Origin of the sequence: Exiguobacterium flavidum (assembly GCF_003344535.1) — a bacterium.
In the GTDB taxonomy this organism is placed as follows: domain Bacteria; phylum Bacillota; class Bacilli; order Exiguobacteriales; family Exiguobacteriaceae; genus Exiguobacterium_A; species Exiguobacterium_A flavidum.
In genome coordinates this window covers 23626-38536 of record NZ_QPKS01000009.1, presented here as the reverse complement: position 1 = coordinate 38536, position 14911 = coordinate 23626, and the positions used below count along the sequence as shown (strand labels likewise).

Sequence of the window (14911 nt, the reverse complement as noted above, 5' to 3'; positions counted from 1 at the left end):
ATGGAAAAGGGAAAATACTTTCGCTTACAAGAACGCTAGGTATAGGAGGAAGAGCAAATGGCTCAAAAATTCAAACGTGTATTTCTAGTGGTGCTCGATTCAGTCGGAATCGGAGAAGCGCCTGATGCGGAACAGTTCGGTGACATTGGCGCGAACACGCTAGGTCATATCGCGGAGAGCAAGGGCGGGCTCGTCATGCCGAACATGGCGAAGCTTGGGCTCTCACATATCGAGCCGATTCTTGGCGTCCCGTCCGATGAAGAAGCCGTCGCTGCCTATGGCAAGATGGAGGAAGTATCAGCAGGCAAGGATACGATGACTGGACACTGGGAGATCATGGGTCTTCGCATCGATACGCCGTTCCGCGTCTTCGAAGAATTCCCTGAGGATCTGATTTCACGTCTCGAGTCGTTCTCGGGACGGAAGATAATCGGGAACAAGCCTGCTTCAGGCACAGAGATCTTAGACGAACTCGGACGTGAACATGTCGAGACAGGCGCGTTGATCGTCTACACGTCTGCTGATTCAGTCCTTCAAATCGCAGCTCACGAGGACGTCGTGCCGCTCGAGGAACTCTATCGCATCTGCGAGTACGCCCGTGAAATCACGCGTGAAGATCCTTACATGCTCGGGCGCATCATCGCTCGCCCGTTCATCGGTGAGGAAGGTAACTGGATCCGCACCGCTAACCGACATGACTATGCGCTCAAACCGTTCGACCGGACAGTCATGAATGAGCTCGAGACGGCCGGATTCGACGTCATCTCACTTGGCAAGATTGCCGATATCTTCGATGGCGAAGGTGTCACGGATGCAATCCGCACGAAATCGAACATGGATGGGATGGACCAGCTCGTCCTTCAGGCAGACCGCGACTTCAATGGACTCTGCTTCCTCAACCTTGTCGACTTCGATGCGCTGTTCGGTCATCGCCGCGACCCTGCAGGCTATGCGCAGGCACTCGAGGAGTATGATGCCCGTCTTCCGGAAGTGCTTGAACGCCTGAAAGAGGACGATCTGTTGATCATCACGGCAGACCACGGGAACGACCCTGTCCACGCTGGAACGGATCATACGCGTGAGTACGTCCCGCTTCTCGCATATCACAAGAACGTCGCCGGTAAATCGCTAGGGATTCGTGAGACGTTCGCAGATATCGGAGCGACGGTTGCCGAGAACTTCGGCGTCAAAGCTCCTCAACATGGCAAAAGCTTTTTGAACGAACTTTAAGGGAAGACCAACTATTCGAACAGAGGAGCGATTTTTGATGAACGTCAACTGGAATGAAACTCGTGATTTTTTGGAAGGCAAGATGCAGGCAAGACCGGAGATCGGATTGATTCTTGGATCGGGTCTCGGCGTACTCGCCGATGAGATCGAGAACAAAGTAGCGATTCCTTACGATGAAATCCCGAACTTCCCGACTTCGACAGTCGAAGGACATGCGGGTCAACTCGTCTTCGGTACGCTCGAAGGAAAACAGGTCGTCGCGATGCAAGGCCGTTTCCACTTCTACGAAGGATACTCGATGGAGATGGTCACCTTCCCGGTCCGCGTCATGAAGGCGATCGGCGTCGAGACGGTAGTCGTGACGAACGCCGCGGGAGCATGCAACGAGTCGTTCGAGCCGGGCGATTTGATGTTGATCACGGATCACATCAACTTCTTCGGCACGAACCCGCTCATCGGGGAGAACGTTTCGGAATTCGGTCCACGTTTCCCTGACATGTCGAAGCCATATGATCCGGAACTCGTCGCGCTCGCACAAGCGACGGCAGACGAGCTCGGCATCCGCGTGCGCCAGGGTGTCTACTTCGGCAACACTGGTCCGACATATGAGACGCCGGCTGAAGTCAAGATGGCACGCCTGCTCGGCGGAGATGTCGTCGGTATGTCGACGGTCCCTGAAGTGATCGTCGCAAGACACTCCGACATGCGCGTGCTCGGGATCTCATGTGTCTCGAACATGGCGGCAGGCATCCTCGACCAACCGCTCAACCACGAGGAAGTCATCGAGACGACAGAACGTGTCAAAGGACATTTCTTGTCACTCGTACGCGGAACGCTCAAGAAAATGTAAGTAAACATACATCCTAGGAGGAATTACTCATGCGCATGGTAGATTTGATCGCGACGAAACGCGATGGCGGAGAATTATCGACAAAAGACATCAAATCAATGGTGGACGGATTCACGAACGGAGATATCCCCGACTATCAAATGTCGGCAATGTCGATGGCGATCTATTACAAAGGGATGTCTGATCGTGAAATCGCCGACTTGACGATGGCGATGGTCGAATCCGGAGACGTGATCGACCTCTCGAAGATTCACGGCAAGAAGGTCGACAAGCACTCGACAGGAGGAGTCGGCGACAAGATCAGCCTGATCGTCGCGCCACTCGTCGCTTCGATCGGCATTCCGGTCGCGAAGATGAGCGGACGCGGTCTCGGTCACACAGGCGGAACGATCGACAAGCTCGAGGCATTCCCGGGCTTCGACGTCGAGCTGACTGAGGAAGCATTCGTCAATCAGGTCAACGACATCAAGATGGCGATCATCGGACAGACGGGCAACCTGACGCCTGCCGATAAGAAACTTTATGCCCTCCGTGATGTCACGGCGACGGTCGATTCGATCCCGCTCATCGCGAGTTCGATCATGTCGAAAAAAATTGCGGCCGGCGCTGACAGCATCGTCCTCGACGTCAAGACGGGTTCAGGCGCGTTCATGAAGTCGCTCGACGATGCGAAAGCTCTCGCGACGGAGATGGTCTCGATCGGCAAGAGCGTCGGTCGTAAGACGATCGCGGTCATCACGGACATGGATCAGCCGCTCGGCTATGAGATCGGGAACGCGAACGAGGTCAAGGAAGCGATCGAAGTGCTTCAAGGCAAGGACGTACGCGACCTGAAGGTCATCGCACTCACGATTGCTGCACACATGGCTGTGCTCGGCGAATTCTATCCGACATTCGACGAAGCGTATGCTGACCTCGAGCAACGTCTGTCGAACGGCGCGGCACTTGACGTATTCAAGAAGTTCATCGCTGCTCAAGGCGGGGACGCGTCACTCGTCGATGACATGTCAAAAGCGCTCGAGACGAAGTATGAGAAGGAGTTCGTGGCCTCGACAGCAGGTTACGTCTCTGAGATCATCGCGGATGAAGTCGGTGTCGCTGCGATGATTCTCGGTGCCGGACGCGCGACGAAGGCCGATGAAATCGATCATGCTGCAAGCATCACGCTCCATAAGAAAGTCGGCGACCAAGTTGCTATCGGAGATGTCATCGCGACACTTCGCTCGAACAAGGAGACGCTCGACCAGGCGATCGAAAAGATGAACCATGCGTATCACTTCAGCGCGACGAAGCCGGAAGAACGTCCGCTCGTCCACGCAGTGATTCAATAATCGGCAAAGCCATTCTCTTCTTACAGAGAATGGCTTTTTTTGGTATAATCCCTAGAAATAGGGGGGGATTTACATGAAACCAGCAAAGCTAAAACGTGGCGATACGATCGTCATCCTTTCACCTGCTTCGGCAGTCGCGGCATTCGTCCCGCGCCGCCTCGGGCGCGCCGTCGATTATCTCGAGAAGCTCGGCCTCAAGGTCAAATTGTCTGAGCATGCGACGGCACGTTGCGCGCATACTGCGGGGACGATCGAGGAGCGTGTCGCAGACCTGCACGCTGCTTTTCGCGACCCGGAGGTGAAGGCGATCATCACGACGATCGGCGGTTTCAACTCGCACCAGCTCCTTGACGAACTGGACTACGACTTGATCCGGAACAATCCGAAGATCCTTCTCGGATACAGCGACATCACGTCGCTCCATGCCGGCATACATGCGAAGACGGGGCTCGTGACGTTCCTCGGCCCTGCCATCCTGCCGCAGTTCGGAGAGTTCGGCGGATTGCATCCATTTTCGCTCGACTCGCTAGAGCGGACGCTCATGAAGGCGGAGCCGGCGGGGGAGCTTGGCGTTTCCGAAGAATGGACCGACGAGCATTTGCTTTGGGATGAGCAGGACGACCGGCTCAAACAATTCAAGCCGAATAAGGGACTCGAAATCATCCGTCAGGGTCGGGCGAGCGGCAAAATCATCGCCGGCAACGTCGGTACGCTGCTGCTGCTCGCAGGAACATCATACATGCCGTCTTTCGACGACGTGATCCTGTTCGTCGAGGACGAGGAGAGCGAGACGCCGAGCACGCTCGACCGCTACTTCACGCAACTCCGCCACCTCGGTGTCTACGACAAAATCAAAGGGATGGTCGTCGGTCGATTCTCGGACCGGCTCGAATTCTCGGATGACATGCCGCTCAGCAAAATCATTCTTCGGGCGACACGCGGCTATGACTTCCCGATCGTCCTCGGGGCAGACTTCGGGCACACCGATCCGATGCTGACGCTTCCTCTCGGTGTTGCGGTCGAACTCGATGCCCGGACGCAGGCTCGTTTACGTATCACGGAAAACGCTGTTTCGGAGTGAAATGACTGCGCGACGTCATTGTTTTTGTTACAATACGATTTGAGGTAGCGATGACGCGCCAAATACCCGCTCCGCATCAGAGGAGCCCGAAAGGTTGATTTGACATGAACAAAAAAGGATATATCTTGCTTGAAGACGGCAACAAAATGGAATTCGAACTGTTCAACAGCGATGCACCGATCACGACGGAGAACTTCGAGAACCTCGCGAACTCGGAATTCTACGACGGACTCAAGTTCCACCGTGTCATTCCTGGATTCGTCTCGCAGGGCGGATGCCCGATCGGAAACGGCACAGGCGGTTCTGGCAAGACGATCCCTTGTGAGACGTCGACTTCTTACCCGCACAAGCACCAAGTCGGTTCGCTTTCGATGGCGCACGCTGGCCGTAACACGGGTTCGAGCCAGTTCTTCGTCGTTCATCAGCCGCAGCCGCACCTTGACGGCGTGCACACTGTATTCGGCCAAGTGACATCTGGTGTCGAGTTCGCACAAAACATGAAGCAAGGCGCTGGAATCAAGGAAATCCGCGTCGAGGGGTAAAATGTCGCTCCGTTCCTCTTCTTGAGGAACGGAGTTTTTTTGTCGTTCGGGCGGGTAAAGACAAGAAGTGAAATCAGAAGGGGGAATGAATGTGGAACTGCAAGGCAAGAAAGTCATTCAAATCGTTTCGAAGGATTTCGAGGATCTCGAGCTTTGGTACCCCGTGCTGCGTCTGCGGGAGGCAGGAGCCACGGTCGACATCGCAGGAGAGAAAGCTGGCGAGACCTATATCGGGAAATACGGCGTTCCTGTTACATCGGACAAGGCATTTTCAGAAGTCTCAGCTGATGAGTACGATGCGATCCTCGTCCCCGGGGGATGGTCGCCGGATTTGTTGCGTCGTTTCGATGACGTACTGAATCTCGTAAGGGAGATGGATAAGGCGGAGAAGCCGATCGGACAGATCTGTCACGCCGGCTGGGTACTGATTTCCGCTGACATCCTGAAAGGGCGTAACGTGACGAGTACGCCAGGCATCAAGGACGACATGACGAATGCCGGAGCTATCTGGCACGACGAGGCGGTCGTCGTCGACGGCCATATCATCTCGAGCCGCAGACCGCCCGATCTTCCGGACTATATGCGTGAGTTCATTAAGGTGTTTGCTGAGAAGTGATAGTGAGGAGCGGTTCGCTCCTCTTTTTTTGGTTAGAAAAAAGAATCACATCTTCTTTCTAAAAGGTGTAGAATAGAAAAGTCACACACATCAGCAAGACGCTAGTAGCGATCTGACGAGGCGATTTGTCGACAAGGTGCCTCTTCATTGAAGGATGGTGAAGGAAAAGATGTTAGTGAAGTACAAAAAGATGCATGAGCGGACAGCGATGGGTTTGATCGCCTTTTCGTGTGAAGTGAAGGACCCGCTATTTCTTCTTGAGACCGTCCAAGGGTATGAACAGGACGAGAATCGGAGACTATACCTGTACCGCCAGGACGATGATTTTATTGGGATCGTCGGGTTCCAATTGATGGATGGCCATGCAGAATTGGAACATATCGCGCTCTCTCCGTCCTTCCGCGGGGAAAAGATGTCTTATGAACTGCTCGATGAAGCGCAAAAGATGTTGCAGATGGAAATCGAGGGCGGGACAGATGAAACGAAAAGATTGATCGAGAAATGGAAAGACCGCTGAAACGAATCAGCGGTCTTTCATCGTTTCACGCAGGCCGAGTGCTTCCTCCCTTGCGACGATCACTTCAGTGCGATCGCGCAGCCGGTGCTTATGCATGAGATAGTGCGGGTCGAGATCGAGCTTCTCGAGCTGCTCGACACCTTCCTTGACCGGAGAAAGAAGCGGCAGACGAATTGGAGTGAAGCGCTCCTGAATCTCCCTTTCAACTTCAAGCAACAGCCCAGCATCGATGCCGTAAGACCGGATCGTCTTCGCGTGCTGCCGGATTTTTTGGAAAGCCTTCGGATAAGTCTTCATCGCGCCGGCCTCGTTCCCTCGCCGGTGATGGTACTGTGCAACTGCCAACTGAATAAGACCGACGAGTGAATCGTCCGTCCTGTTTCCGGCCTGCCAAAGTTCCTCGAGTATCTCATGGCATTCGAAATAGTCTTGGTGCACATTGAATTCAAAAGCGAATCGCTCGATTGATTGCATGTCGCGTCCCCCTTTCCACCAATATAGCATAGTCGGGTGCAGGCGTTGTGTGGTATACTTAGGCGCAAAAAACGTTGATGGGCAGGGAGATACATGGAATCATACAGTGTGAAGATGGATGCGTTCGAAGGCCCGCTCGACTTGCTCCTTCATTTGATCGGGAAACTGGAGATCGATCTCTATGATATATCCGTATCGGTCGTCACTGACCAATACGTATCTTACATCCGCGCGATGCAGCATCTCGAACTGGATGTCGCGAGTGAATACCTGGTGATGGCAGCGACGCTCCTGCAGCTCAAGAGCAAGCAGCTGTTGCCAATCGAACAGCAGGATTACGAGGACGTGCCCGATTTCGAGGAGGAACCTACTCGGGAAGGTCTGATCCAACAGCTCGTGGAATACAAGGCATATAAGGAAGCAGCGGTCATCCTCAAGGAAAAAGAGGAGGCCAGGCTCGAACTCTATTCGAAACAACCGGAAGACTTGACGCATTACCTCGAAGGAGAGACGCTCTACAGTGGCGGACTGTCCTTTAGTGATCTGTTGCATGCCTATGAGAAGATGAAGAAGCGGGCAGCGTGGAAGGTGCGCAGGTCGAGGACGGTAAGACGGGAAGAGCGGACGCTTGAGGAACAGATGCGCCGGGTGGCGGATTATATCGAAAACTCGGACGGGGCGACCTACTTTGGCTTCTTCCACGAAGAGCCGACCGTCGAAGAGCTCGTCGTCACTTTCCTCGCAATCCTCGAGCTGGTCAAGCAACGGCACATTTCTTGCAAACAAACGGGAGAAGATATCCTGTTGAACATTATCACGCAGGAGGCGAGTCCAATTGGCGTCTTATGAAAGAATCATCGAAAGCCTATTATTCGTCGTCGGCGAGGACGGACTCGATCCGCGCGGACTCAGCACTACGCTCGATATCAGTGAGGCGGCGGCGCGGGAACAGCTCCTGCGCCTCGCGGACCGGTTCGAGCACGAAGACAGGACGCTCCAGATCGTCGAGTCAGGCGGAGTCTTCAAACTGGTGACACGAAAAGAGATGTCACCGTATATCCAGGCATACGCCGGGTCGCTCGCTGAAGATTCGCTCTCGCGGGCGGCGATGGAGACGCTCGTCATCATCGCCTACAAGCAGCCGGTCACCCGTGCCGACATCGAGGTCATCAGGGGCGTCAAGACGGAACGGGTCATCCACACGCTCAGTGCAAAAGGACTGATCGATGAGGCCGGGCGCGCAAAAGGCGTCGGACGAGCAAAATTGTACAAGACGACGGATCATTTCCTGGACCACTTTGGTCTTAACAGCATCGAAGAGCTGCCACCGCTCGAATTCGAAGAGACGTTCGAAGCAGACGGTGACTTGTTCTTCCGAAATGATCCTTTGACAACAGAGGAGAGAGTAAATTAATGGAACGACTACAGAAAATCATCGCACAAGCCGGTGTGGCTTCGCGACGCAAAGCAGAACAACTCATTCTTGACGGACGTGTCAAGGTAAACGGTAAAGTCATCAAGGAACTCGGAACGAAAGTTGGAGGCAAGGCGGAAGTCGAGGTCGACGGCGTAAAGCTCGAGCGCGAAGAGCACGTCTACTACCTGCTCTATAAGCCGACTGGTGTCGTCTCGACGGTCGATGACGACAAAGGAAGACGCACGGTCGTCGATCTCGTACCACCCGGGCACCGCATCTTTCCGGTCGGTCGGCTCGACTACAACACGAGCGGTCTGTTGCTGATGACGAACGACGGCGAGTTCTCGAACCTCTTGCTTCACCCGAAGTATAAGGTGCCGAAGCGCTACATCGTCAAGATCAAGGGAGTCCCGGAATACTTCCAGGTCAAGGGGCTTGAGAAGGGCGTCGTCCTTCCTGACGGTTTCAAGACGGGTAAGGCGCGCGTCGAGATGCGTGACGTCGACAAGAAGAAGAATACGGCAATCCTCGAGATGATCATCTATGAGGGACATAACCGTCAAGTACGTCAAATGGTCGAGACGCTCGGTTCCGAGGTCGTCAAGCTGAAGCGCGAACAATTCGGCTTCCTGACGCTCGCCGGACTCAGTTCAGGCGAATGGCGTGAACTCTCGAAAAAAGAAGTAAGTCAATTGCGTGAGCTGGCGAACCCGACTGTTCCGCCTACGAAAAGACGTGGTGGCACGAAGAAACGTTGATTTGTAAAGCAAAAAGCTCATCCATTCGGGTGAGTTTTCTTTTTTTGTGACAATCCGATTAACGTTCGTCACATTGTTTCCACATTCAAGTACAATAAAGGACGGAGGCGGTAAATCATGGACAAGAAAAAACAGACTACGGAAGAACGCTTACACAAGGCTTCTGACGGTAAAAAGAAACGCTCTTTCTGGCGCTTGATGATCATGACGATGGTGCTGTTCGCAGGTGCTGTCGTGATCATGCAGTTCATCGAACAGGCGACCCGTGACAAAAATGGACGCGTCATCGCCGGAGACGACGCACCGGACTTCGCGCTCGTCGACCTGTACGGGGAAAAGCAGCATACTTTGAAGGATTATGAAGGGGAAGGCCTGTTGCTGAACTTCTGGGGAACGTTCTGTGAGCCATGCAAGAAGGAGATGCCCCTGATCAACAAAAACTACGGCGCAATGAAGGACCAAGGTGTCGATTTCGTTGCTGTCAACGTCGGTGAGACACCGATTCGGGTATCGAACTTCATCAAGGACATCGGCGGTACCGATTATCCGATCCTGATGGACACGGACTCGTCGGTCGAGAAGGCCTACGGTATCTACAACCTGCCTGTGACGTTCGTCATCAACAAGGACGGAGAGGTCATCGAGAAGTACGAAGGCGAAATCGACCAGGCGAAACTGGATGAATTGATCGCGAAGGCGAAGAAATAAAGCCTCGGAAGGGGAATCATGATGCAAAAAGAATTCAAACCAATCGACATGCGCTATGAGGAAGCGGAGCTGCGCTCGAACAGGCGGAGCCGCTCTTCCATCTCGCGGACGATCGACCGGGTCTGGGCGTTCTTCTCCTCGGTGAAGGTCGGGCTTTGGCTGATCGGCTTGATCATCCTGGCTTCCGGCGTCGGTACGATTTTCCCGCAGGAAATGTACATTCCTCAGAATCTACCTCCTGCAGAGTACTATCAAAAGGAGTACGGATCGGCCGGACTTCTGTACTATACGCTCGGCTTCCACCGGCTTTTCGAGTCGTGGTGGTATATCGGCCTGATCACATTGTTGCTCCTTTCGATCATCATCGTTTCGATTGACCGCTTCTTCCCGCTATATCGTGCGCTTAAGAAGCAACCGGTCATCCGGACGAAACGCTTCATGGACGGTCAGCGATTCGGCGCATCGGCGAGCGGATCGCAGGATCAAATCGATGGGCTTGAGCCGCTCTTGAAGAAGAAAGGCTACAAAGTGAAGCGCAAGGATGGTGCGCTCTTTGCAGAAAAGCAACGGTTCGGGCGCTATGGTCCATACATCAACCATATCGGGCTCGTTTTGTTCTTTGGGGGAGCGATGCTGCGTGTCGTCCCGGGCATGCACGCGGACGAACTGATTTGGCTGCGCGAAGGGGACACGTTGCCGATCCAGGCGACGGACAGTCAGTATTACTTGAAGAGCGACGCGTTCAATCTCGAGTTCTATGACCCGAAGAAGGAGAACGCCAAGTTCCAGGAGGCGCTCGAACGTGCAGGCAGCAATGTCCCTAAGAACTACGAGACGGAGCTGCGTCTGTACGAGCGGACCGGTACGCTTGAGAACGGGAAACCGAAGCTCGAGGAAGTGAAGAGTGGATCGACAGAGGTCAATCATCCGTTTACGTTCGGAGATTACCAAGTGTTCCAGGAACAATATGCTTCTGAGCCTGAATTCATTTCGATGTCGTTCGACATCATGAACCAAAAAACAGGGAAGCCGGTCGATTCGATCAAAATCGATTTGCGCGATCCGAAGCAGGAATACGATCTGAAGGAAGGCTACAAAGTCGAACTCATCGATTTCTTCCCTGATTTCGTCGTCGAGGACGGCGTGCCGAACACGAAATCGGCACGCCTGATCAATCCGGCGTATGTCTTCAACATCACCTCACCCGAACATCCGAAGGGCGAACGGAGCCTGGTCGGTATCCGGATGAACGTCGGCGGGGATGACAACCAATACGCGATGGAGTTCGCAGGAACGGAGTTTGCGGACATCTCGGGGCTTCGTGTGAAGAAAGACCTGACTCTGCCTTTCCTGTACGTCGGGGGAATCATCTTCATGGCAGGTCTGATCATCGGCATGTACTGGCCGCATCGCCGACTCTGGGTCCGTTCTGAAAATGGACAGGTGGAGATCGCAGGCTACACGAACAAAAATGCATTGGCGCTTCAGAAAGAAGCGAATCACGCGCTGACGGCAGTGGGACTTCCAGAGCTCGAAGATCGTCAAAAGCTGCGTGAAGAGGGGGAAACGGCATGAATCTGCTCAGTCTAAGCGGCAATCTGCTGCTTGTATCATTCATTCTTTATCTAATCAGCACGGCATTCTTCGCCGTCGCGACGAGCGGGAAGAAAGGGCCGTCGAAGAGCGGTCGGATCGCCTTCTCGCTTGCGCTGATCGGTTTCATCGCGCAGCTTGGATACTTCTTTACGCGCTGGGCCGGTGCAGGACACGCTCCTGTATCGAATCTGTATGAATACACGACGTTCTTCGGCATGATGATGGTATTCGGTTTCCTGATCGTCTACGGCATCTACCGGAACAACGTCCTCGGCCTCATCGCGATGCCGGTCGCGCTTCTCGTCATCGCATACGCCTCGATGTTCCCGGATGAGGTCCAACCGCTCATTCCGGCGCTGCAGAGCGTCTGGCTGAAGATTCACGTCACGACGGCTGCGCTAGGTGAAGGAATCCTTGCCGTCAGCTTCGCGACCGGTTTGCTTTACCTGGTCCATGCGACTGACTTCTCGAAAGAATCGAAAACACGGACATGGCTTGAAATCGTCTTCTTTACGCTCATCTGTGTGGTCGGATACATTTTTGTCGGTCTGATGTTCAAAGCGATCGGAAGCGATTCGACGATCGAGTATGTCGCGAAGAACGGTGCGACGATGAAACATGAGTATTCGATGCCGGTCTTGACTGGTCCGGAGGGTGGCAAGGTACTCAGTGGTTCAGGCGCATTCGTCGAACTGCCGAACTATATCAATGCGAACAAACTGAACACGGTGTTGTGGTCTTTGATCAGCGGGCTGATCCTCTACGTGGTTCTGCGCTTCGTCGTCTTCCGGAAGCGGATCGCCGAGACACTCAAGCCGATCGCGCGAAAGATCGACCTCGACACTGCTGATGAAATCAGCTACCGTGCCGTTGCGATCGGATTGCCGGTCTTCATTCTCGGTGGCCTGATCTTCGCGATGATCTGGGCGCAGATGGCATGGAGCAGATACTGGGGCTGGGATCCGAAAGAGGTCTGGGCGCTCATCACGATGTTGTTCTACGTCTTCTACCTGCATATGCGCATACAACGCGGCTGGGTCGGGAAAAAGTCAGCTTGGCTTGTCGTCGGCGGTTTCGCCGTCATCATGTTCAACCTGATTTTCGTCAACCTCGTCGTCGCTGGCCTTCATTCCTACGCATGATTTGACAGTCACCTGAAAATTTCAGGTGACTTTTTTTGCGGGTGCAGACAGGGAATCGCCATGTTTTTATAGTATACTGTTGGAGAAGTGAACAGATTAAACGCCCTAGATGCGTAGTTAAATAGGAGGATTCAATCAATGGCCGAAGAAGCTCGTATTTTAGTAGTCGATGATGAGGAACGGATCCGCCGTCTGCTCAAGATGTATCTCGAACGTGAAAACTTCAAGATCGATGAGGCGGACAATGGCGAAAAGGCACTCGAGATGGCGCTTGAAAATGATTACGATGTCATCCTGCTCGACGTGATGATGCCGAAGATGGATGGCATGGAAGTTTGTGAAGAGTTGCGCAAAACGAAAGCGACACCGGTCGTCATGCTGACGGCGAAAGGCGAGGAGACGAACCGCGTACACGGGTTCGAGATGGGCGCTGACGACTACATCGTCAAACCGTTCAGTCCGCGCGAAGTCGTCCTTCGCATCAAGGCGATTCTCCGCCGTGCGAGTTCGACGAAATTCCTCCATACTGAACCGAAGACGAAGGACATCATCGTCTTCCCTCACCTGATGATCGATAATGACGCGCACCGGGTGACGGTCGATTCACACGAACTCAATTTGACTCCGAAGGAATATGAACTCCTATATTTCCTCGCGAAGCAGACGGATAAGGTCTTTTCACGTGAACAGCTGCTGAAGGATGTCTGGAACTATGAGTTCTTCGGCGATCTTCGGACGGTCGACACGCATGTCAAAAGATTGCGTGAGAAGTTGAACCGATTCTCTCCTGATGCCGCATTGATGATTGCGACCGTATGGGGCGTCGGTTACAAATTCGAGAACCCGGTCATTCCTGAGGACCTCGAGAACACTGAAGACGCGTCAGGCGCGGAGGCGTCTGGCGAGGAATGATGAAATGGTTACGCAGTGTCGTCATCAAGCTTTGGGGAACGATCTTGCTGCTTGTAGCGGTCGTCCTCATCGCCCTGACGATTCTTTTGCTGGAGTTCTTCAACTCCTTCCATATCGAACAGGAACGGGGTCACCTCGCTAAACTTGGTCAGCAGGTCGAGACGATTCTGCAAGCCCACGGCGGGATGGCGGCAGGAGCACAGACAGCGACGGAGATCACCGACATATACGGTGCGACCTTGATCGCGACGGACGGGACGGGCAAGATCCAGACGAACATACCGGATTCTGAGGCGAGCCGTCTGATCCGCGAACTTGAAAGACAGAACTGGAAGGCGGTCGACGGAGAACCGGGTCATACGGCCATCGGAAATTACGAGACGCTGCAAGGGAAGGCGGCATTAGCCTATCGATCGACCTACGAGACGTCGAGCGGTACCGGAACGATCTATATGCTCGAACAGTTGAAAAACATCGAGCAGGCGAATAAAGGGGCTCGTCAGATCATCCAAGTCGGGGTCTTGCTCGCCATCATTGGGACGACCGTGTTCGCCTTCTTCCTCTCGACCCGGATCACGGCACCGCTTCGTGCGATTCGCCAGGCGGTCGTCGAGGCGGGAGAAGGGAAATTCGATCAGAGCTTGAAGCAGCGCTCCCGTGACGAAATCGGAGATCTTGCTCTCGCCTTCAATGACATGAGCAGTCAGCTCAATCAATACGTGACCGATCTAGACAAGGAACGTCATCTGCTTTCGTCAATCCTTCGCTGCATGGCGGACGGGGTGTTGACATTCTCGAGGGACGGGGAGCTGCTTGCGACGAATCCGCCTGCCGAAAGTTTTCTTGCAGGTTCCGCAGTTCCGACCGAATTGATCGATCTGTTCCAAACGGTCATGAAGGAAGGGAAGGAACGGACGGTCGCATTCGAGCGGGAGAGCAGGTACTACATCATCATCGTCAGTCCGCTGCTCGAACAGGAAGAACAGATCGGTGCCGTCGCCGTCCTGCGTGACATGACCGAAGCCCAGCAGCTCGAGAAGATGCGGGCCGACTTCGTCGCGAACGTCAGCCACGAGCTTCGTACTCCGCTCGTCATGCTCCAAGGCTACTCGGAAGCGATCGTCGACGGCATGACGGAGAGCGACGAGGCGACGAAGGAATTCGCTTCGATCATCTACGACGAGTCGCTTCGATTGTCCCGGTTGGTCAACGATCTGCTCGACCTGGCTCGAATGGAGGCGGGGCATCAGGAACTCCGTTTCGAGACGATCGAAGCTGTCCCGTTCGTCACCCGCGTCATCAAGAAGTTCAAGCAGATGGGCAAGGAGAAGAACGTGACGTTCCATGTGACAGGGGAGAACGCCGTCTTCGAAGGAGATCAGGACAAGCTTGAGCAAGTGCTGACGAACCTGCTCGGAAATGCCCTCAGGTACACGGAAAATGGCGAAATCACGATTCAAATCGAGGATGTTGGGGAAAAAATAAACTTATCGGTGATTGATTCCGGCGAAGGAATACCGGAAGAAGACGTCCCGTTCGTGTTCGACCGCTTCTACAAAGCGGACAAGGCACGGACGAGGGGCGGTACGGGGACCGGAATCGGGCTTGCGATCGTCGCGAACGTCGTCCGCGCCCATGCGGGTGAAGTCGACGTCACGAGCACGCTCGGGAAAGGTTCGACATTCCGGATCCAATTGCCTAAACAACAAGGGAAGCGAAGCTAAGTTCGCTTCCTTT

The 14911-nt window shown here is 54.1% G+C and carries 16 protein-coding genes; 15 read left to right on the top strand and 1 reads right to left on the bottom strand.

Annotated features, from left to right (window positions below):
• The first annotated feature begins 57 nt into the window (after positions 1-57).
• From deoB to DFG60_RS09690, 7 genes are all read left to right on the top strand, one after another.
• Positions 58-1230 (top strand): phosphopentomutase, encoded by a 1173-nt coding sequence (deoB, locus tag DFG60_RS09720; protein ID WP_114571571.1) that lies wholly within the window; start codon positions 58-60, stop codon positions 1228-1230.
• Between the two features lie 37 nt (positions 1231-1267).
• Positions 1268-2080: a purine-nucleoside phosphorylase gene (locus DFG60_RS09715; RefSeq protein ID WP_114571570.1), complete on the top strand. Its 813-nt coding sequence runs from the start codon at positions 1268-1270 to the stop codon at positions 2078-2080.
• A gap of 29 nt (positions 2081-2109) precedes the next feature.
• Positions 2110-3411, top strand: a complete 1302-nt coding sequence (locus DFG60_RS09710) for a pyrimidine-nucleoside phosphorylase (RefSeq protein WP_114571569.1) — start codon at positions 2110-2112, stop codon at positions 3409-3411.
• A 73-nt stretch (positions 3412-3484) separates the two neighbouring features.
• Entirely contained in the window at positions 3485-4492 is a 1008-nt protein-coding gene (locus DFG60_RS09705) for a S66 peptidase family protein (protein ID WP_114571568.1), read from the top strand.
• Between the two features lie 104 nt (positions 4493-4596).
• Positions 4597-5034, top strand: a complete 438-nt coding sequence (locus DFG60_RS09700; RefSeq protein WP_114571567.1) for a peptidylprolyl isomerase — start codon at positions 4597-4599, stop codon at positions 5032-5034.
• A gap of 91 nt (positions 5035-5125) precedes the next feature.
• Positions 5126-5650: a type 1 glutamine amidotransferase domain-containing protein gene (locus DFG60_RS09695; protein ID WP_114571566.1), complete on the top strand. Its 525-nt coding sequence runs from the start codon at positions 5126-5128 to the stop codon at positions 5648-5650.
• 169 nt (positions 5651-5819) lie between these two features.
• A complete protein-coding gene (locus DFG60_RS09690) occupies positions 5820-6167 on the top strand; it encodes a GNAT family N-acetyltransferase (protein WP_114571674.1) in 348 nt (115 codons plus the stop codon).
• Positions 6168-6173: 6 nt separating this feature from the next.
• Here DFG60_RS09690 and DFG60_RS09685 read toward each other — a convergent pair whose 3' ends face one another.
• Positions 6174-6641: a DUF309 domain-containing protein gene (locus tag DFG60_RS09685; RefSeq protein WP_114571565.1), complete on the bottom strand. Its 468-nt coding sequence runs from the start codon at positions 6639-6641 to the stop codon at positions 6174-6176.
• A gap of 93 nt (positions 6642-6734) precedes the next feature.
• Here DFG60_RS09685 and DFG60_RS09680 point away from each other — a divergent pair, with 93 nt between their 5' ends.
• The 8 genes from DFG60_RS09680 to DFG60_RS09645 all read left to right on the top strand — a co-directional run bounded on the left by DFG60_RS09680 (position 6735) and on the right by DFG60_RS09645 (position 14898).
• On the top strand, positions 6735-7490 hold the full coding sequence (locus DFG60_RS09680; RefSeq protein ID WP_114571564.1) for a segregation and condensation protein A: 756 nt from the start codon (positions 6735-6737) through the stop codon (positions 7488-7490).
• Positions 7477-8055 carry an SMC-Scp complex subunit ScpB gene (scpB, locus tag DFG60_RS09675; RefSeq protein ID WP_114571563.1) on the top strand — a complete coding sequence of 193 codons (579 nt, stop codon included), beginning with the start codon at positions 7477-7479 and terminating at the stop codon, positions 8053-8055. The genes DFG60_RS09680 and scpB overlap by 14 nt, the downstream gene beginning before the upstream one ends.
• Positions 8055-8816, top strand: a complete 762-nt coding sequence (locus tag DFG60_RS09670; protein ID WP_114571562.1) for a pseudouridine synthase — start codon at positions 8055-8057, stop codon at positions 8814-8816. Before scpB ends, DFG60_RS09670 begins: the two co-directional genes overlap by 1 nt.
• Before the next feature lie 117 nt (positions 8817-8933).
• Positions 8934-9524: a redoxin domain-containing protein gene (locus tag DFG60_RS09665; RefSeq protein ID WP_114571561.1), complete on the top strand. Its 591-nt coding sequence runs from the start codon at positions 8934-8936 to the stop codon at positions 9522-9524.
• An 18-nt stretch (positions 9525-9542) separates the two neighbouring features.
• Entirely contained in the window at positions 9543-11099 is a 1557-nt protein-coding gene (gene resB / locus DFG60_RS09660) for a cytochrome c biogenesis protein ResB (RefSeq protein ID WP_114571560.1), read from the top strand.
• Entirely contained in the window at positions 11096-12262 is a 1167-nt protein-coding gene (ccsB, locus tag DFG60_RS09655; protein WP_114571559.1) for a c-type cytochrome biogenesis protein CcsB, read from the top strand. The genes resB and ccsB overlap by 4 nt, the downstream gene beginning before the upstream one ends.
• A 138-nt stretch (positions 12263-12400) precedes the next feature.
• A complete protein-coding gene (locus DFG60_RS09650; RefSeq protein WP_114571558.1) occupies positions 12401-13174 on the top strand; it encodes a response regulator transcription factor in 774 nt (257 codons plus the stop codon).
• Entirely contained in the window at positions 13171-14898 is a 1728-nt protein-coding gene (locus DFG60_RS09645; RefSeq protein ID WP_232818689.1) for an ATP-binding protein, read from the top strand. Before DFG60_RS09650 ends, DFG60_RS09645 begins: the two co-directional genes overlap by 4 nt.
• The last annotated feature ends 13 nt before the right edge of the window (positions 14899-14911 follow it).